The organism is Nocardia carnea NBRC 14403 (assembly GCF_000308515.1).
Taxonomy (GTDB): Bacteria; Actinomycetota; Actinomycetes; order Mycobacteriales; family Mycobacteriaceae; genus Nocardia; species Nocardia carnea.
The window spans coordinates 30,520-56,142 of the sequence record NZ_BAFV01000052.1; the positions used below are offsets into that span (position 1 = coordinate 30,520).

The window sequence follows — 25,623 nt, forward strand, 5'->3', positions numbered from 1 at the left end:
GCGACCGAGCGCCAGCGTGTGGTCGACTCCACGGGGCCATCATGCTCGCGGCCCGGCAGTCGACCGGAGCAGGTACCCGCTATTCATCGATGATGTCCTCCTACCGGAGCTATTTTCTTCGCGAAGGTTGTGAAACATTACGAGCTGCGAGAGCGATGAAAGTTCCATGGAATACAGTCGCTGCGGTCGACGCCCAAACGGCGCACGCCGAGTGAAACAACCCGGTAACGTCGCACGCTGCCGGCGATACAATTCGGGAACAAAACCCCGTCCGACCATCGGATAGCAAGTTTACCGGAAAACAATCCGGCCAACAGCTTTCCAAAACTGACGGGCCGTGCATAACATTCAGCAGCGGGCTTCAATGAAAACGGAACAATCCCGCAGCACCAGATTCTTTCTCTCTTCCACTCCCAGGAGTCCCCCGTTGCCCATGCTGGATACCCCCTTGCCTTCTCACCGCCGCAACACCCGAATCGATCGGGCGAATGTATCGGCCCGAATGTATGAACCCGTCAGAACTTGCACACATAGCCGTGCCCACCAACTGGCAGATACCTCATACGACAGCCCCAGGCCGATGTTGAAAAACCTGCGTGTGTAAGAGGTTTCAATTCCGTCGTTGCAATCGCAATCTGCCCCGACCAACTCACCGGCGTCAACCGATCGAACCAGCCGATACGAGGAAATCATGACCAACCCGCCCTATCCACCACCGCCTCAGTATCCCTACGGATCCCCGTATCCACCGCCACAGCCACCGAAAAAGAAGGCCAAATGGCCCCTGCTGTTCTTGGTGGGCGCGCTCGCGTTCTGCGGTCTGGCGGGCTGCATCGCTCTCGTCAATGGATTCGATAATGCCGTCGAAGAATCAACCAGCAGCAGTGTTGCGCCTGGACAACCCACTGAAGCAGCAGTCGAGGGTGGTGGTCAGCCGGAAGCCGACCAGGCACCGGCAGGCGAAGCGGTCCGGGATGGCAAGTTCGAGTTCGTTGTCACCAAGGTCGACCAAGGACTGACGGTGGCAGGCACCAACCCATACATGCAGACGGAAGCCCAAGGCCAATACGTGCTCGTATATACGACGGTCACCAACACAGGCGACCAGCCTCAGTCCTACTTCGGCGAGAACCAGAAACTCATCGATGTTCAGGGTCGCGAGTTCACCAATGACACCATGGCCGAGATGAATGTCAATGATTCCGGTGTCATGATGGCCGACATCAACCCCGGCAATTCTCTGGATGTGGTGATCGCATTCGATATCCCCGCGGATGCTCAGCCCGCGGCGATCGAGTTCCATGATTCGATGTTCTCCGGCGGCGCGAAGGTTGCGTTGCAATAGCCTGCTCAGGACCGCTGCGTCTGATTACTTGCCGACGGCGACCTGCCCCCGTCGAAGATGCTTTTATCAACTGTTAACGGGCTACCGAGGTCGAGGGTCGAATCGATATGCTTGCCCTTCGGAAACCCCTCGTCCAACCACTTCCGGAGGCGATCAGGGTCGCTGTATCCCTTCTGCCGTAAAGAGTCAACCACGTCGCGTCCACAAATCATGGCTATCGGGTGTCCGTCTTCACGAACTTCCTCATATACCTGTTTCGCGAAGTAGGACAACGTCACGAAAACACCGAACTGCCGGTGCCGGATCCGGGAAATCAGTCGGCTCATCTCTTTGACGCCGATGCTGTTGTTTTCCCGGTAGCACTTCGCTTCGAGTCCGAATTCAACAGCGACCCGGTCGGCGCCGGGACCGAGCAAGTAGGCGCCGACTGCGTCGCGTCCGCCATCGCGAGATGGAGGTGTCACCGTGCACTTCCCGGTGGCCGGTGCCATCATGCGCCAGATCGCCACTGCACACTCTTCGAAGTCTGTCTCTCTGCCTTCGAAATGTGCGCGGATCATCCTCAGCATCTCCCAACCCGCAGGGTCGTCCGGAAGCTGCTCCTCCTTGGTCCGGATAGTCAATGTCGACGGTGCAACCAACGGGCGATATACGCGCCCCTCGACCCATTCCCTCCACGGCTCAGGACACCCCGGGCCGATGGTGGGTTCCCCGGCCAGGACCGAGGTCAACCAATTGCGTTGCACTATCCCCACGTCGAGGACGGTGAAGAACGCGCGATAGTTCTGGAACCGGGATCCCTTCGTGTGGCGCCATATAGCGGACAGGTCCTCGTCCGATGTCATCGTTTCGGTACCAGGGGCGAGTAGTCCTCGAAACCGGACAGATCGACCCGGCGCGGCCTTCTCGAAACAGAGAAACGGCGGCACCACTGCCCGCTCCTCGGGCAGGCCGTGGGTCGCTTCGAAGACATCCCGCAAGAGCAGATTGCCAGACCGCTTGGTGTGGTGCAGTTCGGAGCCGGGCTCGCGGTTGTCTCCGTAGTAGGTGAATATTCCGGTCTCTGGATCGAGGTGGTCCGGCCAGTCCGGCTCTGCCCCGGTGGTATACAGGGCCACCAGTCGCACAGCCTTCTTCCGCACCGAACCATTGGGCCGGAATCCGCCCTGATTCCCAACCGGAAGCAACCGAGCCAGAGCATCGTCCCCCGCCGTCCCTTCGGTGCCGCCGAGGTACAGACGGTCGATATGCAAATCGGCCTCCCGGAGTGCATCGAAGGCAACCGCGGCCTCGGAACCGATCATGGCTGCTTATCGTAGAGGCCCCTACGCTGGGATACCAGAATCCGAAGTCCATCAGGATCCCTATCGAGCACATGGCGCTGGCGTCTATCCGGATGATGACGTCACGACACTACTGGTTACGGGTCAGTGCGTGTGTCCGGTGAGGCCGTCCGCCGATGGCACAGCCAACCGCTCGGCCCGGGGCCATGGCGGCGTGTCGGGGATTTGCCGCCAGGTGACGTGGAGCGCGGGGAACCCAGGCGGGGGGCATCTTCGATGCTAAACAACACTTCGTCGCAGAGGGAGCACCGAGCGACGGTGGTCACGGGCTTGCCGAACAGTGGGTGGCCGTGTCCGACCTCGATGCGCAGCTGTCGTTCCAGCGCGGCCCGCATCTCTGGGCCCGAGAGTAAAATCCCGGGTTCCGGAAGCGCCCTCGGCATCCCATCGAAGAGATAGTCGGTGGTGGGATCGGTGCCAGCATCATCCAAGGGCCTATCAGATCCGACACCGCGCGGTGGGAGCCGACGGCATGAGGAACATCGTCGAAGTTCGCGAACCAGACGACGGGCGCGGGGTGCAATGCCCCTCGGGCAGAGACTGCCGCAGAGCATGTTCGCCCAATTCCTCGCCGCAGGATGGATACAAATCCATACGCATTAGCATGACGGATCGGATGATGTACCCGTGGTCCACGCTTGAGCGGCATCGACGAACCGGAAGCGTCGTCTGAGCCGGGATACCGATCTGCTGCGAGAACCGCATCGGATGCAAAGGGAATGTCTGCGAGGCGTTCCATACGCCGATGATGCGCTGTGCCGTGCTACCGGAACAAACCCAATGCCGACAGGAGTCCACCGAATCTGGCAGACTCCAGTGGTGGGCACCAGCGCTGAAACCAGCTTGCGACAGCTACTTTTCGATCATATCGAGGAAATCGTTTGTGATACGGGGTCGTCACCCGGGAGCAGCGTCCGAACTTACTGTCGCCGATGAGGCACCTCGACTCATCGGCCTTAACCACGGAATCCACAGGAGCCACGGCACAGAAGTGACCCACGCATGACCGACTACCGCGCAGTGGCCGCGGAGGCCACTCCCCGTAAACGATGTTTATTCTGCGGAACAACAACTGGGAAACGCTCCCGTGAGCACGTCTTCCGTCGCGCATTCAAGGGGACACACCACGAAGCCTCGGGACTGACTTTTTCCGCACAGACACGGGACAGTCTCACCGTCTACACTCGACCTATTTCGCAGTTCGACATGACCCTGAACCAGGTATGCCAGCAGTGCAATTCGGGCTGGCTGAACGACCTGGAGAACGCCGTCACACCAATACTACAAAAACTGTCACACTTCCCTTTCGATCTGGTCGATCCCGACGAACTGAAGAATCTTGGATTCTGGGCATACATCCGCGCCTTGATACGTACTCGTATCAGCCCACGCGGCCACGCGCCTGACTCGATGTTTGAAGACGCACACCATAATCGACGCGTCCCACGAGGCAGCTATATACAGCTCGGATGGTGCACCCATTACGTTTTCGAGGCAGGCGCCCACCAATCGGTCTTTCTCGATGGCACCTACGTGGCGCATGTGGCCTTTGGGCTGGGTGGCCATCTTTTCCTCGTCTCCATGACAGAGGGGGAGGAGATGCTTTCACAGACACTCGATGTCAGCCGCCAACCGAGGCTGTGGTTCCCTGGTGCCCTGCACTGGCTATCGCCTACTGAGAATTTTGACCCCCGTCGGATTCCCCGCATCTTGACAGCGCAGGAAGCGATTGCGGTCGGCTTAACCCTGCCGATCCGGATGGGCGTTAACCCTCTCGTCGATAACTTCGGAAAAGTGGTCGATCCAACCGTCGTTATTCCGGCCAAGTTCCATCCATCACTCGCGTGGGACAATTTCGTCGACGGGCATGATGACGAGTCATAGTTTACGGGCTGCTACTTACAGTAATTCGCCATGACGCTGAAGACACCAGCGAACGGCGCAGATTGCCACGCACCGACCACGCAATCACGGCTACCGGAGTCCTGAATAGCCAGTTGAACGCCAGAGAACCACCCGAACCCTGTCGGACCAGCCAGCAGCATTCTCGAGACCGCCGGATGGACACTACGTCCCTATGTCTGTATCCGTGTACCGCCATTGGTCGCTAAGGTGAACACATGAACCGCGTCGTCCCTGCCCCAGTCGAGCGGGAGTCAACCAGGCCCCCTTCCCGGCAATCACCAGACGAACACCTTACCGGGACGGCGTCGGATACTTTACCTAAGATCGTTAGCCTCTTCTCCGGCGCTGGCGGACTGGATCTAGGGTTCCATCGGGCGTCATTCCCCCTGACCTTCGCGGTCGATCTGTCGCCCGCAGCCATTCAGACTCATCGCCGCAACTTCAAGGGCACCGTCTCGGTCGCGGCGGATCTCGAGGAACTCGGCGCCGATGGAGTGCTCGCACACCTTGATGGCCTACTCGAGCCGGGAGACTCGATCGGTGTCATCGGAGGTCCGCCTTGCCAGGGCTTCTCTCGAGCCAACACCGGATCTTCGGCGAACGATCCTCGCAATCGGCTCCCACTCCTGTACTTGCAGATCGTTCAGGCACTCCAAGATAGGTACACCGTCGAGTTCGTGCTGTTCGAAAACGTGCTCGGCATCCGTGACGCCAAGCACTCAGTTACGTTCCACGGCATACTTTCGAAGTTCCAGGAGATCGGACTTACTCCAGACGTCAGTGAGTACTCCGCTCTCGATTACGGTGTCGCCCAGACCAGGAACCGCGTGATCATCTCAGGTTTCCGCGACGAAATGGTCGCACGGAACTTCAAGCCGGAAAGAGTCGAAGCCACGAACCTCACGGTGCACTCGGTGATCGGGTCCCTTCCAGACCCTGCCTTCTTCGCTCGTGACCTCGACAAGTCAGCAATCCCCCACCACGAGAACCACTGGACTATGCGGCCCGTGTCCAAGCGGTTCTCCCGGCCCGGCGGCGCGGACCGCGCCGGCCGAAGCTTCCGTCGACTGGAGTGGCACAAGCCCAGTCCAACAGTTGCCTACGGTCACCGCGAGATCCACGTACATCCCGATGGTCGTCGTCGTCTTAGCATCTACGAGGCCATGCTGCTGCAAGGATTCCCCCACGACTTCGTTCTCGAAGGGACGCTCTCGTCCCAGGTGGAGCAGGTCTCAAACGCGGTTCCACCACCCCTCGCGCAGTCGCTTGCAACAGCGATAGAGCGCGCGACGCAACGGGCAAATCGGAAGTCGGCCACCGGTGAGGCGCTAAGCGCGTAACTCCTGATGCGTACCCTGGAGGGCCGTGTCCAGACACCGAAAACAACAAGACGTCACCATAATTCGGTGAAACTCACTAGGCTGGCAGGCACGAACAACGTGTAGGGGCGAGTTCTAGATAAAGGTGTCTGTCATGGCTTCTCCTAGGGGTGGACCAGTCCAGCTCGTGCTGTCAGAATCTGCTGATGCACCCGGTCAGGCGGCACCGTGGATCGGGCCGCTGTTGGCACTAGGCGCTCGGGCGGCGCGATATTCACAGAAAGTTGCCGGCCGTCAGTTGGTCATCGCGTTGTCAGTTCCCAAGCGGGACTTTGCGGCGGCTCTGATCGGCTGTGGTTGGGTCCTGGCGAGCGAGGCGCCTGTGCTCGCTGAACCTTTGGTGGCTCTGCGCGCCTTGGAGCCAGGACAACCCCTCCGGGCGGTTAACAGCCGTCAGGTGATCACCGGATTCTTCTCTTCGCTGAACGAAACAGTGCATCCGCCCCGTGCTCAGTTTGCCGGTTCGCTGTGGCGGGTCGACAGCATCCAAGCAGTTGCACCTCTGCCGGAGCTGGAACAACCCGAGCAGGCGCCTCGCCCCGAGCCCGGAAGTCTCGAGCACATGGCGTTACTCGACAGCACCTGGGACGCCCGGCTGGCAAAGCCGGCCGCGGACCTCGCCATCGTCGGCACCGCGACATGGTTGAAGGAGGACTTCGAGGCATGTCTCGGCAAAGAGGGCGACCACATCCCGCCGAGCTCTATCGAGGCGTTGCTGATGCCGAAAATGGGCCGCGTCGCAACGTGGTTCACACGAATCTTCTCCTCCGCCAGGCTCGCCGACCATCTCCCGCTGCCGACGGACTTACGCACGGTGATTCTCGACGGAGGTGGCGCCATCAAGTACGTGGCCGAGATCGAAACGCCTGTGATTATCTGCATCCTAGACCGATCAGTTGCAGACGAGACCGCAGCAGAGATCCTGGTGCAGATGCGCAATACCCGCGGAGAGCCTGTCGTGATCAGCGACTTGGGCTGGCGCCCACCCACGGGTGTCGAGGCGTTCGCCTTCACGGCGGCATTATGAGTCGTATTAGCTCCCTGAACCAGCGTTACGATGCCTCGGCTGCTCTTTTCCGGAACGGCGTGCAGATCCTCACCGTTGGCGACCCCGGCGGTGCTCGGTTCAATCTCGCAGTCCAACGACTGATGGTCGCGCTGCGTGATGACGGGCCGGGGGTGTGGGATGACTTGGTTGGCGCATCGAAGGCGATGCGCTGGCGGCTGATCACCCAGCCGCAGCCGCTGGAGTTCAACCCAGGACTAATTCATCTAGCAGAGGAAGTCAGACGCTATGCCCAGCGCCTGAGTGGAGCAGTAGACGATCAGGACCTGCTCAACGAGCTTGACGCGTCCGCTGCGGGTGTGGTCGAAAGAAACTCGACGGTCGGAAACGCACTTCTACGCGACTGTGTCGAAGCCGGGCCAGGAACGTGCGTTGTTGTCGCTGCTAGCAAGTCGGCCCAAATTGGCCTGGAGCGGTGGCTGCAGGAGCACGACCTGCTCGTGCTGACTCCCGGTGAACTGGAGCGTGACCAGCCCGAACGCGACCAGGCGTACGTTGTCGGTCCGCCGAAATTCTTCCGGTCATCACTGGTCACCGCACCCCTTACCAATGATGTCAGCTTCCTGTTCCCCGCCTGGTTCAAAGACCACAGCGTGCCATGCTCCGCTCTCGCCCCCTATGCCGAAGGTGCTATCCGCATCAAGGCGAAGCCATTCACCGAGGGCGACACCGCCGAGCCGGAATACAACGTACCGACCGAGGTGACGGACGAGGATGTCCTACTGCCGCATCCCGTGTGGGGCAACCGCCGGTCGGAAGACCGTGAACCCACCAGCGAAGAAGTTGTCGCACACAAGGTGTTACTCAGCGGCAACCTGGCAATGTGGCTCGATGACGGCGAGCGCATCCGATCCCTGGATCCTGAGCAGCCTGCCGGTGAGCGGGTCACCTACACCGAAGTCGCGGCAGTACGCGGAGGCACCCACTTGCTGCTCCGGCAAGGCGTAACCGAACGCGGCGTGCTCTACCACGCCGCCATCGCCGAACTTGGCCATCGGGGCGGGTCCGTCGAGGCCACCCAAGCCTTATGGAAGGACCTCCTCGCCAGGAGGATTCGGAGCCTCGGCCACCGTCAGGTCGTCAAGGAGCTCCAGGCTTCAGGTGTCAAGTCTGCCGACCGAGCACGCGCCTGGACTGATCCCAACCTGATTCGCCCCAGCAGCGACCGAGACTTCGACCGCTTGCTTCAGTGGCTCGGGATTCCCGTACAGCCGTCTTTCGGCCACGCCAACTGGCTGCGAAAGATGCTCTATCAGGCAAGTTCAAGGATCGGGAAGCAGCTTGAGGTGGCAGTTTCCGCTGCTGATCTGTCAGCGCTGAAGACCATTGGGCACCTCAGTCTGGACGTCGAGGCCGAGGGCTTCCGGGGAATCCTAGCGACTCGTGTCCTGGCGATTTCACCCTATCCCGAGATCGTGTCACGGCACGATGCGCGGGTGCTGTTTGAAGATCGGAGTGGACAGTGGCTCGAATGATGCCTGCCTTCTGCCCGGACGATGCCCCACCAGGTGAGAAGGCGTTATACGCCGCATTGCAGGAGAGCTGTGACACAGATGGCTGGCTCGTACTCCACTCGCTCGGCATTGCCAACCATGTCCGCCAGGTCGAGGGCGAAACCGACTTCGTTGTGATCGTCCCCGACACCGGCATCGTCTTCATCGAGATCAAGTCACACCGGTCGATTAGCCGCCGCGGCGACGGCACTTGGAAGCTCGGCAAGGATGCCCCAACCTCTCGGGGGCCCTTCCAGCAATCAAGAGAAGGCATGTACAGCCTGCGCAATTATCTAGAGTCGAAGAGGGCCGACCTGCGGTCGATCCCAATGCTCTCAGCCGTCTGGTTCACCAGCATCCGGGCCCGCACTATGCTTTCGCCGAGCCCGGAATGGCACGACTGGCAGGTGCTGGACTCCGAAGATCTCAAATCCGCTCCCGACGCGGTCCTCCGCACACTCGCACTCGGCACAAGGCACCTCAGAGAAAAGAGAAAGCACTTCGCCTCTGGCGCCATCGGCCCGGACGCGGAGGCTGCTGAGCGGATCGCCAGCCTGCTTCGTCCCAAATTCGAGATGACCACTGTTCCCGGTGATCGTCGCCGCGCTCGCAAATCCCAGCTGATCACCTTCATCGAGGAACAGTACCTTGCCCTCGATGCAGCCAGCGAAAACCGGGCCGCATTGTTCTCCGGTCCAGCTGGATCGGGCAAGACTCTCCTTGCAATGGAATCCGCTCGACGGGAGGTACTGACGGGCAATAAGGGCCGGCTGCTGTGCTTCAATCGCCTCCTCGGTAAGCGCCTCTCCAGCGATATGGCCGGATTGGCTGGCCTGACTGTCGGTACCTTCCATCAGGAACTGCTCCGCCTGTCTGGGCTCACGCGTGCCCCTGAGCAGGCGGGTTCTGACTTCTGGAATGAAGAGCTGCCCGAACGGGCGATGGAGGCGCTCATCGAGGGCGGCGACGCGCTGACAAGCGACTTCCTGATCGTCGATGAGATCCAGGACATCGCCACCGAGCAGTACCTCGATGTCTTGGACCTCATGGTCACGGGCGGCCTGAAGGAAGGTCGTCTGCTTCTGTTCGGTGACTTCGAGCGCCAGGCGATTTTCGAGAACGACGGGGGACGGGAACTGCTCTGGGCGCGCTCACCGTACCTCTCCAGTCACAAGTTGACGCAGAACTGCCGCAACTTGCCACGCATCGGTTATCAAGTGAACCTACTCAGCCACCTCCAACCCGGCTACCAGCGGTTCCGGCGATTCGACGATGGGATTGACCCGCTCTTCCGCCAGTACCAATCAGGGCATGACCAGTCGGCATGGCTGGCCGCTGCTGTCCGCGGCCTCAAGGACGAGGGCTACGAGCTGAACGAGATCATGGTATTGAGTCCGCAGCAGGATGGCTCGACCGCAGCCAGCACCAACGACCCGTGGCTGCGGCAGATATTGAAGCCCGCCGACGGACTTCCGGCTCGGCCAGGGCAGGTGCAGTACTCCACTATTCATGCATTCAAGGGCCTGGAGGCCCCAGCCGTCGTCGTGACTGACCTCCATCAAGCCCAGACGACGTACAGCTTCGACTCGTTGCTTTACATCGGGCTCACCCGTGCGACTGACCGTCTTATTGCTCTCATCGAAACAACCACGCTCCGGAATGCGATACGAGGAACCGAATGAGTGGACTCGAGGCCCGCACAATCATCGAGAACGAACTGAGGCGCGAACTCTTCGGACCTGTCGGCGGTGAGGAGCCCGCTGGGAAGCCGGTCGACTGCTCTGGCGGAACGATCTCCTTCTCGACAGCTGAAGAGAGCCGCGGACAGTTCCACGACAGCATCACATTGGAAGAGATCCTGACGATCGGATCGCCACTCACGCGTTATGGCATCGGCGTGCTCTACAGCGGTGCCGCCGTTGGAGGGTCGGCGATCGGGGAGCCCAGTGACGAAGACAATGACCTCATCGGGTTCGCCGGCGTGGCGCACAGCGAAGACGATCCCGAGGGTCGGCCGGTTGAGATCCAAGGGCGGCTACGCCACGACGAAGCTGATTCCGACGACTTCGACCTCACCGATGCCAACAGCTTCAAGCCCTCTGCCATAGCGATCTCGTTTCAGTGCCGAGTGCCCACCAACGGTTCCCTCAAGATCGCGGTGACAGGCGCCCACTACGAGCGCCTCAGCGTCCATATTCCCGGACTTTCCAAGCCGGTCGACTGGTGGCGTCGTCGCCCGTTCACCCTGGTGGGCTCCGTGCCGGGCCGCGTCCTTATCGGCGAGACCCACCGGCTCAAGATCGTAGACACCAGGCCTGAAGGAGATGCACCCGGCATCGCGCCCACAACACAAGTCTTCAGCCGTCCGGTGCCTGGGGATAACGATTCCGAGCTCCGTCTGGTAACCGTCGCCGTGGTCAATCAAGTGATGGGCACCGGTCCGCGAAGTGCGTTGTTCCAGATGGGGTTCACCGTCAGCGCCGAGAACGGTCTCCTTGTCGAGCCATATCCCGAGGTCGAGCTACCCAACCAAGACGATGAAGAGCAGTCGATCGAGCTGCTTTACCGAAACAAGCGCACCTTCGCCATCGGACATGGATGCGCTGCCGAATGGGAAGGCGGCAGCGGATCGCCTGTGCCGCATATCAGAGCGGTGGCATTGCCGGCTTACGAAGTAGTCAGCCTGACACCGAGCATCTATCTCACCGATAGAAGCGGTAGGTACCTGCTCAACGCCGACGGTGAGCGGCAGGCAGTCACTGTCAGCATGAAGGAACTCGCCGATGGCACGACTGAGGGACAAACGCAGGTCGAGACCGTGCTGCGACTCTATGGAGAATGGATTGAAGCTCGGAAGTTGGAGATCGCGGACCTGCCGAAGCGATTCCGGGCCGCCGCCGACCGGCATATGGGGTTGGCAGACGTTGCCCTACGGCGAATGAAGACCGGCTGGGGACTGGTGGGATCGGACGAGACCGCCCAACAAGCCTTCCGTTGGGCAAACGAAGCGATGCTCTATCAGCAGGTGCGCTCCAACTTCCCGCTGCGCGAGGTCCAGCGTGGCAAAGATGACGTTCTACGGGTCAAGGGAGCCCACCCCGAGCCAGACATCCCCAGCGGCAGGGGAACTTGGCGTCCCTTCCAGATCGCCTTCATCCTGGCAACCCTCCCGGAACTGGTCGACCGGAGCCGGGAGACCCGCCCGCTCGTCGACTTGATCTTCTTCCCGACCGGCGGCGGAAAGACCGAGGCGTATCTCGGTGCCTGTGCGATCAGTTTGCTGGCGCGGCGTCTCCGCGACCCCCAGGACGCCGGCACTGACACCCTGATGCGCTACACCTTGCGCCTCCTGACGGCCCAGCAGTTTCTGCGTGCATCCTCGCTGGTGTGCGTACTGGAAGACATCCGCGACCGTCACTCAGAGGCATTGGGCGAATCTCCGTTCGCCATCGGGATCTGGGTCGGTAGCTCCTCGACCCCCAACAGCTGGAAGAAGGCTGTCCACGTCCTCACTCAACTCCGTCGCAATCCCCAGGAGCAGAATCGCTTCCTCCTATTGCGCTGCCCGTGGTGCGGCGCACAGATGGGCACTAAGCCGAAAGGCAAAGGTGGGCAGGATGTTATCGGCTACGAGCAGGTCGGCAAAAAGGTCGTGCTGCGCTGCGTTGACTCTCAGTGCCGGTACTCCCGCCGCTCCGGTTTGCCTGTCCATGTCGTCGACGACGACATCTACGAGGTACGTCCCTCGATCGTGATCGGCACCGTCGACAAGTTCGCCATGATGGCCTGGCGTTCCGAGGCGCGGAACCTCTTCGGTCTCGACGACCACGGAGAGCGAATCGCATCGCCACCTGGCCTGATCATCCAGGACGAGCTGCACCTAATTTCCGGGCCGCTCGGTTCCATGGTTGGGCTCTATGAGCCGGTCATCAACGAACTCTGCACAGACCGCAGAGAAGAGACTGCAATCCCACCGAAGATCATCGCCTCGACGGCGACGATCCGCCGGTACGAAGACCAGATCAAGGGCCTGTTCGGACGGGAAAACGTCGCCCTCTTCCCTCCTCACGGTCTGGAGGAAGGCCGATCGTTCTTCGCCGAGCCTGCCCGGCAGGCCGACGGGTCGCTGGAGCCGGGCCGCCGTTATGTAGGAGTCATGAGCGCCTCGCTCGGCTCGATGCAGACCCTTCAATCCCGCGTTGCCGCCGCTACATTGCAGGGGGCCACCAAAGTTCCTGCAGAAGACCGCGATGGCTACTGGACGAATTTGAACTTCCTCAACTCTCTGCGCGAGTTGGGCAACACGGTCTCGCTATTGCAGTCCGACGTCCCTGACTACCTGACTGGACTTGTCCGCCGGGACGGTATCGATCCTCGCTGGCCGAATCGCACGATGGAACTCACCTCCCGGCGACGCTCCGACGAGATCCCCAAGGCGATTGAGCAACTCCAGGTACGCTACGTGCCGGGTCAAGAAGGCCAGGACGCCATCGACATCTGCCTCGCCTCGAACATCATCGAGGTTGGGGTCGACATCGACCGCCTCGGCCTGATGACAATCATCGGTCAACCCAAGACTACGGCGCAGTACATCCAGGTCAGTGGTCGCGTTGGCCGGCGCACCGATGTCAGCCCAGGGTTGGTCATCACGATCTATGGGGCAGCCAAACCGCGCGACCGCAGTCACTACGAGCGGTTCTTGACCTATCACCAGCAGCTGTACGCGCAGGTGGAGCCAACCTCCGTGACGCCGTTCGCGACACCTGTCTTGCGCCGGGCGCTCCACGCGGCTGCAGTGGCCTACGTTCGCCAGACCGCTCCCAACGATCTCTCACCATACCCGTTCCCGGCGACCGAGTACGACGCAGCGATCAAACTGCTGCGGGAAAGAGCACTGGTCGCTGATAGCGGCGAGATACCCGTCCTGGAGCGGATGGCGAAAAAACGCGCCCGGCAGTGGGACGGATGGGAGCGCACCGGCTGGGACGCCAACGCCGCGCCTTGGGGCGACCCCAAACAGGGGTTGATGCGCTACGCCGGCACACTTCCCGATCTTGATAGCAAAGCTCCCATCTGGGATGTGCCGACAAGCATGCGCAACGTCGATGCCGAGTGCCGCCTAGCGATCTCGCTAGCGTACGCCCACGCTGACGCCGACATGGAGGACGGCTTGTGAGCACCGGAGCAATGAGGCGAGCCCAGCTCGTCACCCCGTTCGGCGTCGGGGCAATGAGCGTGCTCGTCAACGGCACGTCGGTTATCACCGCGGGACTCGACCACTGGTATGAGCCAGACGACACCATCAGCCTTGCGCTCGAGGAATACCAGGAGCATGACTGGCGACTCGAAGCTCGCCTGAAGGTCTCAGAGTTCCGGCTGCCGCCCGACTTCCGCTACCAGGGGCAGGGCAACGACAACCGCAACGTCAATTTGACCGTCCCAGTGCTGCGTTTCCCCCGCTGGTGTTTCTGTATGTTCTGCAAGCGCCTGGAGCTCGCCACGCTCACTATGCAGCAGCCCGTCGTCTGCAAAGACAAGAAGCACGCCGACTGGAAACACAAACCGCGGATGTCACAGGTGCCATTCGTCGCTGTCTGCGCGGAAGGCCACCTCGATGACTTTCCTTTCGACAAGTGGGTACACCGGACACACCAGCCAGCCTGCAACGGTGCGCTGCGACTCAAGTCCGTCGGTGGTGGCGGCCTCGAGGGGCAGCGGGTCACCTGTGACGGATGTGAGAATGAGCGAAACTTGCGCGGGATTACCGAAGCCCGCTTCGTCAACGGCGAAGAGCGTACAACCCTCAGTGACCAGCTTTCTTCGACAGTTGGCCCATACCTTTGCACTGGTGCACGACCCTGGCTTGCACAGCTCGAGGGTCACTGTGGTGAGCCCATGCGCGGTGCCCTGCGCGCTGCAGGCAACGTCTATTTTCCGAAGGTCGAGTCGTCGATCTACCTTCCCCGCAAGGAGGGGGCGGTCAGTGCGGAGATGCACGAGCTGATGCGGCACCCGGCCGTGAGCGGGACGATGCGGACGCTGCACAGTATCTTCGGAGCCGCGCTCGACGTGCAGATGCTCCGGGATCAACTTCTCACGAACGTTCCTCCAGAACTCTTCGGCCCGATTTCCGACGAAGAACTCATCGCTGGCTACCGCGACCTACTTGGCGTTGGAGCAGCGGCACCTGAGTCTGGAGAAGAATCTGACGCCGAGTTGCTCACAGGCGACGATGAGTGGCGTTACCCAGAGTTCCAGCGCATTCGCGAGACTCCGAAAGATGAGTACCTGACAGCGACCGATCCCGGTATCCATGCTGATCTTGATTCACACCTGGAGCGGGTGCGTTCGGTCGATGTTCTCCGAGAGACCAGGGCGCTTCGCGGGTTCACCCGTGTTCGCGATGATGTCCTGAAGCTCAGTGTAGGAAAGGCCCTCCTGCGACGAAAACCGCTCTCGCCTGTCCAGGATTGGCTCCCAGCCTACGTCGTCAAAGGTGAGGGAATCTTCTTCGAACTCAACCCCCAGCGACTGGCAACATGGGAGGCCAGAGCCGAGGTACAAGCACGCGCACAAAAGATAACCGACCATTACGGCCAGGTAGCCTCGCGTCGCGGACTCCAGGACAGGACGCTTAGCCCGCGCTTCATCCTGCTCCATACTCTCGGGCACCTGCTCATCAACGAGCTGGTTTTCGCCTGTGGCTACAGCTCGGCCTCTCTGCGCGAACGGCTCTATGTGTCGGCCGCGCAGGCGCGAGAAATGGCAGGATTGCTCATCTATACGGCGGCTGGCGATTCAGAGGGCACAATGGGCGGTCTCGTGCGAATGGCGCGACCCGACAACCTGCGCTCGGTATTCGCATCGGCTATTAGCGATTCCCGCTGGTGCACAACTGACCCGGTTTGTATGGATGCCGGTGAGAAAGGACAGGGTCCGGACTCCTGCAACTTGGCCGCATGCCACGGGTGCGCACTTCTGCCGGAAACAAGTTGCGAGGAGTTCAACCGGTTTCTCGACAGGGGCCTCGTGGTTGGAACATTCGCGGAGCCGAGCTTGGGATACTTCGCCACATTCATCCAGTAGGAGGAATCCTGTTCATGTTGACGACCTGCCGAATTCTCTCAGCAGAATCGGCTACGTCCTCGTGCTCCCAGAACCGAAGAACAGTCCAACCGGCACAGCGGAGGCGATCTGTCGTATCTGCGTCGCGAGCCACGTTGGCCGCGATTTTCGCTGGCCAGTATTCAGTGTTGTGATTGAATTTCGCCCGGCCGTGCTCTGGGCAGCCGTGCCAGAAGCATCCGTCGATAAAGATGGCAACGCGCGCCTTGGTGAAGACGATGTCAGCACGTCGGCGGAGACTTGGTTCAGGAACAATCCCGACCCGGTAGCGAAGGCCGAGGCTGTGGAGCGCTCGGCGGACTGCCAGCTCAGGTTTGGTGTCCCGTGAGCGGTTCGCCTGCATGTTACGACGACGGCCTGGACTCGACGCCCATGAACTCGTCGTCGGCTGTAACGGCATGCTTTCACGGTACAGCGCTTGTGATGACTTCCATCGCTGCCGATCGGGCCGACACGGTTCCGGATTGATTCGACGACGCGAACGGATCCGAAGTCACCACTAGTGGGAACACAGGCGGCGCGGCATGCGGTCGGGTCGGACTTGATACGTGCTGTTTACTGCGCTCATCGAGCCTCCCGACCGGGCTGACTCGATGAGCGCAGTCAACGTCGCCTACATGTGACCAACGGCCGCCGGGTCTACTGAACACCGGGTTGCATCCCGGATCCGGCTGCGCGCAGCTCTACCACACCGACACCGATATCGATCTGGAGAGGTGGCGCTGGACGTCCTCGCGGGCCGCCGGGGACACGGTCGTCTGGTTCTCGTCGACGGATATCAGGTATCGACCCGCCGCAGGGCGATCTTCCCGGATATCAACCCAACTGAGGTAAGTCGGCGGTGCGCCACGTGACACGTGGGTGGCGATGGTGAAGTGGCCTTCCGCAGCCCGCGGTGCACGGAGGAAGGCGCGGATTCGTTCCTCGACTGGTGGTCGGCCGATGCTGTCCTGAAAATAGGTTGTCGGTGGTTCGTCACCTCGTATCCGCGGCGTGTAGCCGACCATCCTCTCCACTGGTCCAGCTGTACTCGGCGGCATAGCCGCCGCGACATGGCGGGCCAGGGTCGCCCGGGGAGTGGTGAACACTTGGATGTCACCGCCGACTTCCGCGGTCGGGCCTGAGCGTTGGACCACGACCGCTCCGGATTCGCCGACGGCTGCTGCAACTACTCGCAGGCGTTTCTCAGGGAACCGATGTGAGTAGCCAGTGCCGATGATCCGTAGATCGGGATCGGCGAGAACACGAAGCGCATCGGTCAGTTCCGGATGGTCGCCTCGCGGGTACCGAACGCTGATCGCTCGGGTCAGCAGGTGGTATTCATCTTCGGTAGTGGGCGATTCGAGGATGCTGATCGGGTCCGGATAGACATCGCTGCCTGTTTCCGTCCACACCCAGGCGAATTCGTCCGGGGTGAGTACCCACCGTTGCCGTGAAGAGTCCGTCATCTGGGCGAATCGTCCCCAGCAGTGTCGAAGTCCATGATCGGTCCGCTGCCGGTCACTGTGAAGATTTCGTGTTCGGCGGGGCTCGTGGTGCCAGCCTCTGCGGGGACCGGCGTGGAACCGTGGTCTTCGCGTTGAACTGGGGTTTCGGGATCCGCCGGGTGCGCTGGCGGAACTGAGGACTCGTTGCGGGTGGTCGCCGACTGCGACTGGATACTGTTGGACGCAGGTGCCGATGAGCCAGCGCGGGCGGCAACGGCGGGCGGTACTTCCGACTCAGCGACGGCTGGCGCGCTCTGGCTGGGCCAGGCAGGCGAAGCAGCAGGACTTGTCGGAGCAGGAGTCACCGAAAACCGAGCGGCCCGAGTATTTTCCGGAGCCGCTCCCGGGCGCGCGAAATCATCGACGAAGTCGTCGAACTCGTCGGCTACGAATGAGCTCCGTCTGGGGAGCTGGTCGCTCGGGTCCGGCTCGAAAGCCGGGTCTGCGCCGATCACGCCCTCCGGGTTTGCGAGACCCTCGGTCCATTCGTCGTATACACGGCGCAGGTAGTCCGGAGCCGTGTGCTCGTCATCGTCCTCTTGACGGCGGTTCCCCGCAGCGCCCGGCGCCATGGGCATCATCGGGCCGCGGCCAGCGGGCGGCGCACCCCGTGCTCCGGTCGCCATCGCTCCGGGCTGGGTGGTCGATGCACCGGGCGCCCCCGGCCCACCGGGATTGCTTACCGTGCGACCTGGCTGATCCGAATTGTCCAACGTGGGAGCCGCTGTGCCGAGCCCAGGGCTGCCGGGCATGGTTGTAGTACTCGGCGTGACCCCCGCAGGAGTCGTCGCAGCCGGGTCGTCAGGCGTCATGCCGGTTTCTGGCAGTAGCCCTTCCAAAGCTCCGAGCTGGCTCGGGTCGAGGCCGGCGGGGGTGTCTCCGCCAGGTGGAATCGTCGCTCCGGGCGTTCCCGGCGCGGTGGGTGTACCCGGCGGCGTTGTGGATGTCGTCACCGGAGCCCCCGGCGTGCTTGGACTGGTCCCGCCGGGGGCACCAGGAGTATCACCGGCCATCTGCGGCACGGTTACATATGTGGGCACACCAGAACCAGCCGGTGGGTAAGTCGGCTTGTAAATGTTGTTGAGGGCGCGCACTGCTTCTTGCCGCGCCACTTCCCGGGCCGCTCGATCCTGATCCGAAAACTCTGGATTGACCAGGCCCGGTAGCAGCGACTGGCTGGGGTTGTCCGGGTCGGCAAGCAGCACCGCCGGGCCAGGAGGCGGCTGCACGGCGGCGCGAAGTGCCTCGGCCGACCATGCCAGCGCGTCGAGACGGTCGGCCACAGAAGCGAAAACCTGCCCGATCTGGTTGGCGGCCAGCGCATACCGTTCTGAGGCGACCTGCGCGGCGTCGGCAGCAGCACCCGTCCACAGGCCATCCGAGAAGATCCGGTTCAAACCCAGCCGGTTGAATGTCGTCAGATCAAGAAGTTCCGAGTAGTTCTCCCGCCACACCTGTTGCAGCGTCCGCAAGCCGGCCGCGTCCATTCCAGCTTCGCCGTGAACCGCTTGATACAAGGCCTGATGAGTCATGCCCTCGAAATGTTCGAGGGTGGTGACGAAATCAGGGTCGGTGCCGGCGCCGAGGTCGGCGAGCCCGGAGTCCCATGACGCCACTCGGTCCTGAGCCTTCGTAGACTGTTGCACCGCGGCCTGCGATTGCTGATTCGCCACGTAGTCACCGACACCCGGTAGCAGAACCTCCGGCAGCTCCTGCTCGCTCACACAGCCCCCTTTGCTCACGGGCACACCGGCAAAGCCCGCTGGCCGGAGATTAACACAGCAATCTCCAGCACACCTCCCGCTGGCCCCGGCATCGTCGGCTCGGATATCGTCTGATCGCACCTGTTGTTGACGACCGTCCGAGCCGACGGGGCCGAGAGTTCGAGGGGGTTATCGGCGCATGCTCGAAGCTGATATCGACCAGCTGAAGAAGCTGGCCGACACATTGGACGACATCGGCGGGGAGATCGACACGATAGACGTGCGCACCACCGGAGACCAGATCGGAACGGCACTCCCGGGCTGCAACCTCGGAACGATCTGTGCGCAGGCGGGCGAGTTCACCGAGGGCGCGTGGCTCCGGATAGCCCTGCGGATGCGGGCGTTGTCGGAGATCGTCAGGCAGAGCGCCGACGATATGAACACCACGGACCAGCAGTTCAAGGACAAACTGAACACCATGGACTTCCGGATTCCTGGAGGTGGCGAGCATGCCAACCCGTAAGCAGGTCGAATCCTGGAACACCGCGAAGTTGTCGGAGTGGGCGACCGAACTCGAAACCGACACACAGCATTACGAGACAGAACTCGGCCGGTTGCTCCCGCAGTTTTCCGGCACCAGCTGGTCGGGAGCAGCGCATGATGCGGCAGCCGACCGGTTCACGGAGGAACACGACCAGGGCCGGAAGCTGTCCCAGGAGATCCGCGATGTGGCTGTCGCCCTCCGGAACGCTGATCAGCGGCTGGCAAACGAACGCCGCCTGTTGCTCGGCAAGGTCGGCGAAGCCGAGAACGACCCGACATGTCCTGTGCGGCTGCAGGTCGCCGACAACTGGGCCGTGTCAGGCACCGGGGCAAGACTGTCCCAAGGAGATCAGCAGAAGGTCACCGACAAGGTCCATGCGCATCAGGACGCCATCAACGCCGCCTACTACAGCCTAGCCAACGCGGTCAGCGAAGTCGGCATCACGATAACGTCCGCGACTCAAGAAGTTCGGGTCAGAGGTGACCAGATCGGCGACGGAGTCTCCGTGACCTCGGTTTCCCCCAATGACTCCGGTGGACTCGGCAAGGAAGACGGCGAAGCACTCGCGACATGGGCCGATGGTTCGCTCCCGGACAAAGAGAACACCGAGATTCTCGAAGAAATCGCTGGCCGTCTTCCCCAAGGAACTCTGACGGAGGAGCAGCTACGGGTCCTCGCGGCGGGCGGCGAAGTCGACAATCTACCTGCCGACGTTCAAGAGTACTACCGCAGTCTGTACCAGTCGGCCGGCAAAGACGGCATTCTGGCGCTCAGTGAGCATCTTCGTACCGAAGAGGCCGCCGGTAATCCCAATGCTGCCGGCCAACTCGACAACCTGGCAAACGGACTGATGGTTGTGAGCAACGAGGACATCGGCACCGGCCGAAACCCCGACGGGACCCTGACGAACCCTGGCAGCTACCAGCAGCTGCCCGAAAGCGTTCGGCAACTACTCGAATCCCGGCGTACGGACCCCGACCCGCTCGAACCCAATGTGCCGGGCGGCCCGACAGCCGGACTTCAGAAGCAGTGGGAGGACACCAACGCCCTCGCGGCTCTCTTCGGAGAGGCCCATCCTGCCTACGAGCCCGGCACAGAGCTCGGCACCCAGATGGTTCTCAAATCGTCGGACATGGTGCAAGACCAGTTCGATTGGCCGGATCGAGATGATGCTGCCGCTCAATTCCTTGGTGTTGCGGGGCGCAATGACGACAGTAGCCACCAGATCTGGACGGGCGAAGGTATGCCCGACGGGTACAAGCCCGAGGAAACCGTCCGTAGTCTTCTCAGCCATGATTGGTCCGGTTCCGACAATGGGGTAGCGGCTTCCACCATGGTGAACCGGATCACCGAAGAGGCCGCCCTGCCTGCCGACGACCCCCGGGGTGAGAGAGGCCGACAGGCGCTCGCGAGTCTCGGGGCGATGCTGGCTCCCACCGATGACACCGCGGTATGGGAAAAGAGTAAGGAAGGTATTGCCAACAGTCCAGAACTGTCCGCGGCGGTCAGCCGTGCAGTTTCACAGAATCTGGAGTCGGTCAGTATTCCCGGAATGGCGGCCGGGTTCGGAGCCACAACTGTCTACCCTGACGGCCGAGTCGAATGGAGCGCACAGGAAGCGGACCGTCTAATGCAACTCGGGAGCTACAGCGATGAAGGCAGGGTCACATTGACTGCCGCAATCGAACAGTACCGCATCGACGAACTCGCCAAGGCCATGCGCGACAATCCGGGCGATGTTACGGCCGGATTGGACGATAGCGACGTCGGCACACTATCCGGCCGCGCTGACAAGGCCATATGGAATGCGCTGATCCATCAGGATCAGATCAAAGGGGAAGAAGTCCTGAACCCGACCGATGCCCTCCACCGGGCGAAGATGCTGGGTGCGCAGGTGGCGGGAGGAATAGCCGATACAGCCGTCGGCGCTGTCAAGCCAGTCGAAACGGGGCTCGGATTCGCAGGAGTCGAAGCTGGCGAGACGGTTCAGAAGGCGGTGGAGAACGTGCTCGGCGCCAATCCGGACTACCAATTCCTCAACCGTCCGGACGAGCAGATGATGAATGTCGATGCCGTGATCAGCGCGAATGAGGCCATCCTCAACGCGGCGTATTCCGCCGGCGCGCTACCGGCGGAATTGCAGACGGAGAATGGTCCGATGAAATTCGGTGACATCAGAGCAAACTCGACCACCTGGGATATATTCAAGGAATTCACCGACACCCGAGGACTGGATCAGTACATCACCGACTAAGTCAGTCGTACAGGATAAATGTCGTTGAAAGAAGTAAACAATAATTCACGGCATCGAGACCCCGAAGAGCAGAACTCCCCCTACTCTAAGTAAGGTTCTATTCGGAAAGATAGTATGAAACTTCCTCGGCGAGCTCGTTCATTCCAGCGCAAGGTTCCTCATTGGAATTCATCCGTACGACCGACCTGCGCACGGAAAGAGTCCCATAGGGCCGTTCAACGATGACATCACATATCTTGTCATCACCGTAAACATATTCAAGGGCCTCATTCCCGCCCACTTCCGTATCCTTTGCGGTCTCGACTCGATCTCGTATTTCGCCCAACGTAATATCAGAGGAAGTCACATTGAGAAGGCCTGTCACCACCGAAGACTGCGAAGGCGAAGGCGGGGAGGCCAACTCCCGCCCCTCGAACCTGCATCCGACGAATACGTGGTCAGACGGACTCTGCTCATTCCGCGCCCGACTGAGGGGGTCGAAACCGACGCGTTCGATCACGTCGTCGCCCAACTCAAGACAAGGGTCAGCCCCAGTAAATGGCCGACCGTCATCGGTCCGAGTTTCCACTGGTGACACGGAGATCTCAATCACCGGCGGCCCCGGCGGCCTGGGAGGAAAGGCGGTGGTGTCAGGATCGTTCGGATTTGCACAACCAGCCGATAGAATGGCAACCAGAGCCATAGGGTACACCGCGACGGTAATCTTCATTAAAAACCCTGTCAATCCAGCATGGAGGAATCGATCTCAGAAGCGATATCTTGCATATTGTCGCAGGGCTTTTCCTGCGTGAAGACGCTGGCAACACTCTTCGAGATATCGAGAGTTCCGTAGCTTGTCTCGACCACCATGTAGCAAGCCTCTGCAGCCGGTTCTGTGTATGTTATGGCTGCGCGCCCATTTATCTGAGCAGGCGTTGCGGATGAACCCTCCCGCTCACGGAATTCATCGAGCGTTACATTCGTCGAATAAACTTGGAGAGTCCGGGTGGTGACCATCATGCCGAATTGGTCACGTTCCTTATGGTCGAACTGACACCCTACGAATGAGTATGTGTCGAATATACGGTCGATCCGCTGCCTCGTCATGTGGTCGAATCCAGCTGCGCCGACAGCCTCATCACCGAGATCCGTGCATGGGTCACGATCGACCACGGGCCTACCCTTGTTGACCTGACTCGATGTCGGCGGCACCGTTGCCGCAATGCTGGGTGCTGTCGCAACATTGGAAGGCTCCTGCGTAGCCGCATCATTATCCTGAGCCGTACAAGCACCGACAGAGATAAGTGCCAGCGAAGCCGGGATCAGCGCAAGTCTCTTGATCACTGAGGTGCTCCAAGTCCAGTGGCTTCGGCAACAAATCTGGTCCGGGCGGCGTTACTCTGATCCGCCTCGGCAATGAGGTTGCCGGAGCGAAAATATGCCTCTTGGAGCTGCATGGCTCCTTGGACCAGCTGGTCGAGGACCATCAGCCCATCGGCTGCCTTCCTACCGAACCCACGCTGCAGGTCCAGCGCAGATTGAAAGCCCCCGAACCCCCGCGGTTCGGTCGCCGTTCGCAGTCGATTCCGGATTTCCAGGAGCCCATTGACCATCTTCTGATACTCCGCAGCGGCTTGACGAGCAACGTCCGGGTCATACTGGATTTCTCCGGCGGCTGCGGCGTTACTGAAGGCCGTGATCTGCGCCTGGCCGTAGTCGATTGCGGTTTCGTTCATCGATAGGACCCCCTCAACGGCTTCGGCTGCTCAGGCTAACAGAAGGTAATGCCTAGTGAGCGTCGCCGGTGCAACACGGCGGTCTCAGCCATTCAGGTAGAGCCGCTCACACGGGAGGCGTGGGAGGTCGGCCGGGCTCGCACCGAGGACTTCCGCTGTGTGGTTGCCGTGGTGCGCAGTCCACTCCTGGAGAAAGAGCTGGGCGGCGGTGGGGTGGGCTCGATACTCGAGACGGAGCCCGTGCAGGAGGACGGTGAGATGGACGTCTGCGCCCGAACGACGTGCTGGGACCGCGCTCATCGTTCTGTCCGGGTGAGTCCGGCGAGCAACCGTTCGAGAACCGCGAGGGACTGGCCTGTGCTCACGGTGGCCGGTTCGGCCGGTGGGTAAGGGAGGCCGCGGGCAGCTGCTCGTTCACGGGGACTGCGGGTGGCGGGGACCAGTTTGCCGGTTTCGACTAGCAGCGCAAAGGCGGCGGCCTTGCGAGGGCAGTTCAAAGGGTTGCAGCATCGGTGCGCCTGCATGATTCGGTGCGCGTCGGCGACACGGAGCCGTGTGGCGGGTTCGCTGTGCCAGATCTCCGGCAACCAGATGGGGTCACTCGCCATATCAAGGGTGTTGGCGCCGGCTTTCATCCACAGCTGCTCCGGACATACTGTGATCAGATCGCAGGTGTCGCAGACGCGGCCAGGATGGTTCTCAAGGTGGCCGAGGTCGGGGACGATCAGTGTGGTCGCCGCGGTGGCGCGGACAATGTCGAGGACGTGGCTGATTGGGTCTGGCACTGAATCGGGCCCGAGCCGGACTATGTAAACCAGTGTGTGACCCTGATTTCGGGCGAGTACGCGGATAGCTTCCGCATGGAGAGCCTGGTTGAACGAAAGATCGGTTCGGAGATAGCCGAGCGCTCGGGGGCGGTGGGGAACGCACTTACCGGTCGGCTGAGTCATGGCGGCACCTCGAGGACATCGAATGGGCTGGGAAATGCGCTCGGGCACTGGATATTCGGAACCGGCACGGCCGCGCGCGCCTCTATGACACACTTCACAGAGCTCGATGTCCCACCGTTTCGGTGCCTCCGGACGAAGCTCTCCAAACTGCCTGCAGGAGAACCGTGCCAGGTGAAGGGCTTGCACCGAATCGGTGAAATGCGAATCCCCGAAACGGAGGACAGATGCCTCAAGACCTCGGCGGTACCGGATCGACGCTGCCCCGGCGCCAACTCGGAAGGCACTTGCTGGAGTGGCGAACCCGAGCCGGCTACACCCAGGCCAAAGCCGCCCAGCTATTGGAGATGGGGGCTACCAGTCTCGGGAGACTCGAGAAAGGCGAGAACTCACGGATCAAGACCCGGGACATCCAGGCTGCCTGCGACCTGTACGGAGTTCCGGACGATCTGATAGCAGCTCTGATCGGACTGGCCAAGCAGGCGAACGTCAAGAACTGGTGGCACCAGTACGGTGATCTGATCCCGAAGGATTTCGATGTTTACGTAGGCTTGGAAGCGGCGGCCACGAAAATCCTTTCATACCAGCCTGAGTTGGTGCCCGGCCTGTTGCAGACCGCAGACTACGATCGCGCACTGGCGCACGAACAGGGTCCGGACGACGATCCCGAACAGCAGGCGGGTCGTATCCAGTTGAAGATGCAGCGCCAGAAGATAATCACCCGACGTACACAGCCGGTCACCCTGGACGTGGTGGTCGGCGAGGCCGCCCTACGGAGAGCGGCGGGCGGCCGCGGCGTCATGGCCGCGCAGCTTCGGCATCTTGCCGATATGTCCACTCGAGACAACATCGAGCTGGCCATTCTGCCGTTTACCGCAGGATTCCCCGGCGGCGTTTCCATGCCGCCTTTCGTGGTCCTCCTTTTCGGCGAATCAGCACCCGGGGAGCCCGTAGAGCCGCCCGTGGTCTTCTTGGAAGGAGTCGTCGGCAACATGTACATCGAGGATCGGAGCGACGTAGCGAGGTTTCTCCGGACGTACGATCTCATCAGAGGTAGGGCGATTGCCGGTCCGGATAGCCGGCAAGCGCTCAGAGAGTTAGCAAGGGAGCGGTGAATATGCGCACTGACCTATCGGGTGCGAGCTGGTTCAAGAGCAGCTACAGCCAGCACGGTGGCGAATGCGTGGAGGTTGCGCACACAGCCGATGCAGTCGGTGTTCGAGACTCGAAGAACCCCGTCGGCCCCGCGCTTGTTTTCGGGCCGAGTGAGTGGGCGGCATTCCTCAGGGCAGTCTCGGCCGATAGCTGAAACCCTGC

The 25,623-nt window shown here is 61.4% G+C and carries 21 protein-coding genes; 12 read left to right on the plus strand and 9 right to left on the minus strand.

The window, feature by feature from the left end; translation table 11 throughout:
- Positions 1-691: 691 nt before the first annotated feature.
- Positions 692-1,345 carry a DUF4352 domain-containing protein gene (locus tag ON22_RS18115; protein WP_033241307.1) on the plus strand — a complete coding sequence of 218 codons (654 nt, stop codon included), beginning with the start codon at positions 692-694 and terminating at the stop codon, positions 1,343-1,345.
- A 5-nt stretch (positions 1,346-1,350) separates the two neighbouring features.
- Here ON22_RS18115 and ON22_RS18120 read toward each other — a convergent pair whose 3' ends face one another.
- The gene (locus ON22_RS18120) at positions 1,351-2,649 is read right to left on the minus strand and encodes a restriction endonuclease (protein WP_063820602.1); all 1,299 of its coding nucleotides are present in this window, start codon (positions 2,647-2,649) and stop codon (positions 1,351-1,353) included.
- A 1,245-nt stretch (positions 2,650-3,894) separates the two neighbouring features.
- On the opposite strand from ON22_RS18120, the gene ON22_RS36750 reads away from it, so the two are divergent.
- The 7 genes from ON22_RS36750 to drmB all read left to right on the plus strand — a co-directional run bounded on the left by ON22_RS36750 (position 3,895) and on the right by drmB (position 15,617).
- A complete protein-coding gene (locus tag ON22_RS36750) occupies positions 3,895-4,572 on the plus strand; it encodes a hypothetical protein (protein ID WP_156052186.1) in 678 nt (225 codons plus the stop codon).
- A 236-nt stretch (positions 4,573-4,808) separates the two neighbouring features.
- A complete protein-coding gene (locus ON22_RS18135) occupies positions 4,809-5,933 on the plus strand; it encodes a DNA cytosine methyltransferase (protein WP_081595661.1) in 1,125 nt (374 codons plus the stop codon).
- 436 nt (positions 5,934-6,369) lie between these two features.
- Positions 6,370-6,999 carry a hypothetical protein gene (locus tag ON22_RS18140; protein ID WP_255218539.1) on the plus strand — a complete coding sequence of 210 codons (630 nt, stop codon included), beginning with the start codon at positions 6,370-6,372 and terminating at the stop codon, positions 6,997-6,999.
- Positions 6,996-8,513 carry a DISARM anti-phage system protein DrmE domain-containing protein gene (locus tag ON22_RS18145; RefSeq protein WP_033241302.1) on the plus strand — a complete coding sequence of 506 codons (1,518 nt, stop codon included), beginning with the start codon at positions 6,996-6,998 and terminating at the stop codon, positions 8,511-8,513. Before ON22_RS18140 ends, ON22_RS18145 begins: the two co-directional genes overlap by 4 nt.
- Positions 8,510-10,213 carry a nuclease-related domain-containing DEAD/DEAH box helicase gene (locus ON22_RS18150; protein ID WP_033241301.1) on the plus strand — a complete coding sequence of 568 codons (1,704 nt, stop codon included), beginning with the start codon at positions 8,510-8,512 and terminating at the stop codon, positions 10,211-10,213. Before ON22_RS18145 ends, ON22_RS18150 begins: the two co-directional genes overlap by 4 nt.
- Positions 10,210-13,707, plus strand: a complete 3,498-nt coding sequence (locus ON22_RS18155; RefSeq protein WP_033241300.1) for a helicase-related protein — start codon at positions 10,210-10,212, stop codon at positions 13,705-13,707. The genes ON22_RS18150 and ON22_RS18155 overlap by 4 nt, the downstream gene beginning before the upstream one ends.
- 11 nt (positions 13,708-13,718) lie before the next feature.
- A complete protein-coding gene (drmB, locus tag ON22_RS18160; protein ID WP_033241299.1) occupies positions 13,719-15,617 on the plus strand; it encodes an MrfA Zn-binding domain-containing protein in 1,899 nt (632 codons plus the stop codon).
- Here drmB and ON22_RS35745 read toward each other — a convergent pair.
- The 3 genes from ON22_RS35745 to ON22_RS18170 form a co-directional block, all read right to left on the minus strand.
- Positions 15,607-16,056, minus strand: a complete 450-nt coding sequence (locus ON22_RS35745; protein WP_081595662.1) for a very short patch repair endonuclease — start codon at positions 16,054-16,056, stop codon at positions 15,607-15,609. The genes drmB and ON22_RS35745 overlap by 11 nt on opposite strands.
- 283 nt (positions 16,057-16,339) lie before the next feature.
- Entirely contained in the window at positions 16,340-17,104 is a 765-nt protein-coding gene (locus ON22_RS18165) for an ESX secretion-associated protein EspG (RefSeq protein WP_033241298.1), read from the minus strand.
- Complete coding sequence (locus tag ON22_RS18170) at positions 17,101-18,867, minus strand: hypothetical protein (protein WP_043740314.1); 1,767 nt, start codon at positions 18,865-18,867, stop codon at positions 17,101-17,103. The genes ON22_RS18165 and ON22_RS18170 overlap by 4 nt, the downstream gene beginning before the upstream one ends.
- A 178-nt stretch (positions 18,868-19,045) precedes the next feature.
- On the opposite strand from ON22_RS18170, the gene ON22_RS18175 reads away from it, so the two are divergent.
- Positions 19,046-19,369 (plus strand): hypothetical protein, encoded by a 324-nt coding sequence (locus ON22_RS18175; RefSeq protein WP_051157762.1) that lies wholly within the window; start codon positions 19,046-19,048, stop codon positions 19,367-19,369.
- Entirely contained in the window at positions 19,356-21,644 is a 2,289-nt protein-coding gene (locus tag ON22_RS18180; protein ID WP_051157763.1) for a TPR repeat domain-containing protein, read from the plus strand. The genes ON22_RS18175 and ON22_RS18180 overlap by 14 nt, the downstream gene beginning before the upstream one ends.
- A 97-nt stretch (positions 21,645-21,741) precedes the next feature.
- Here the strand turns inward: ON22_RS18180 and ON22_RS38555 are convergent, their stop codons facing one another.
- The 5 genes from ON22_RS38555 to ON22_RS18200 all read right to left on the minus strand — a co-directional run bounded on the left by ON22_RS38555 (position 21,742) and on the right by ON22_RS18200 (position 24,309).
- Positions 21,742-22,353 (minus strand): DUF3558 family protein, encoded by a 612-nt coding sequence (locus tag ON22_RS38555; RefSeq protein ID WP_081595663.1) that lies wholly within the window; start codon positions 22,351-22,353, stop codon positions 21,742-21,744.
- Between the two features lie 11 nt (positions 22,354-22,364).
- A complete protein-coding gene (locus ON22_RS35755) occupies positions 22,365-22,967 on the minus strand; it encodes a DUF3558 domain-containing protein (RefSeq protein ID WP_157170417.1) in 603 nt (200 codons plus the stop codon).
- Positions 22,964-23,359 (minus strand): hypothetical protein, encoded by a 396-nt coding sequence (locus tag ON22_RS18190; protein WP_033241296.1) that lies wholly within the window; start codon positions 23,357-23,359, stop codon positions 22,964-22,966. Before ON22_RS18190 ends, ON22_RS35755 begins: the two co-directional genes overlap by 4 nt.
- Before the next feature lie 84 nt (positions 23,360-23,443).
- Positions 23,444-23,659 carry a hypothetical protein gene (locus ON22_RS18195; protein WP_033241295.1) on the minus strand — a complete coding sequence of 72 codons (216 nt, stop codon included), beginning with the start codon at positions 23,657-23,659 and terminating at the stop codon, positions 23,444-23,446.
- Positions 23,656-24,309 (minus strand): hypothetical protein, encoded by a 654-nt coding sequence (locus ON22_RS18200; protein WP_033241294.1) that lies wholly within the window; start codon positions 24,307-24,309, stop codon positions 23,656-23,658. The genes ON22_RS18195 and ON22_RS18200 overlap by 4 nt, the downstream gene beginning before the upstream one ends.
- 224 nt (positions 24,310-24,533) lie before the next feature.
- Between ON22_RS18200 and ON22_RS18205 the strand changes: the two genes are divergently transcribed.
- Complete coding sequence (locus ON22_RS18205) at positions 24,534-25,421, plus strand: helix-turn-helix domain-containing protein (protein ID WP_033241293.1); 888 nt, start codon at positions 24,534-24,536, stop codon at positions 25,419-25,421.
- 2 nt (positions 25,422-25,423) lie between these two features.
- Entirely contained in the window at positions 25,424-25,615 is a 192-nt protein-coding gene (locus tag ON22_RS35760; protein ID WP_081595665.1) for a DUF397 domain-containing protein, read from the plus strand.
- The last annotated feature ends 8 nt before the right edge of the window (positions 25,616-25,623 follow it).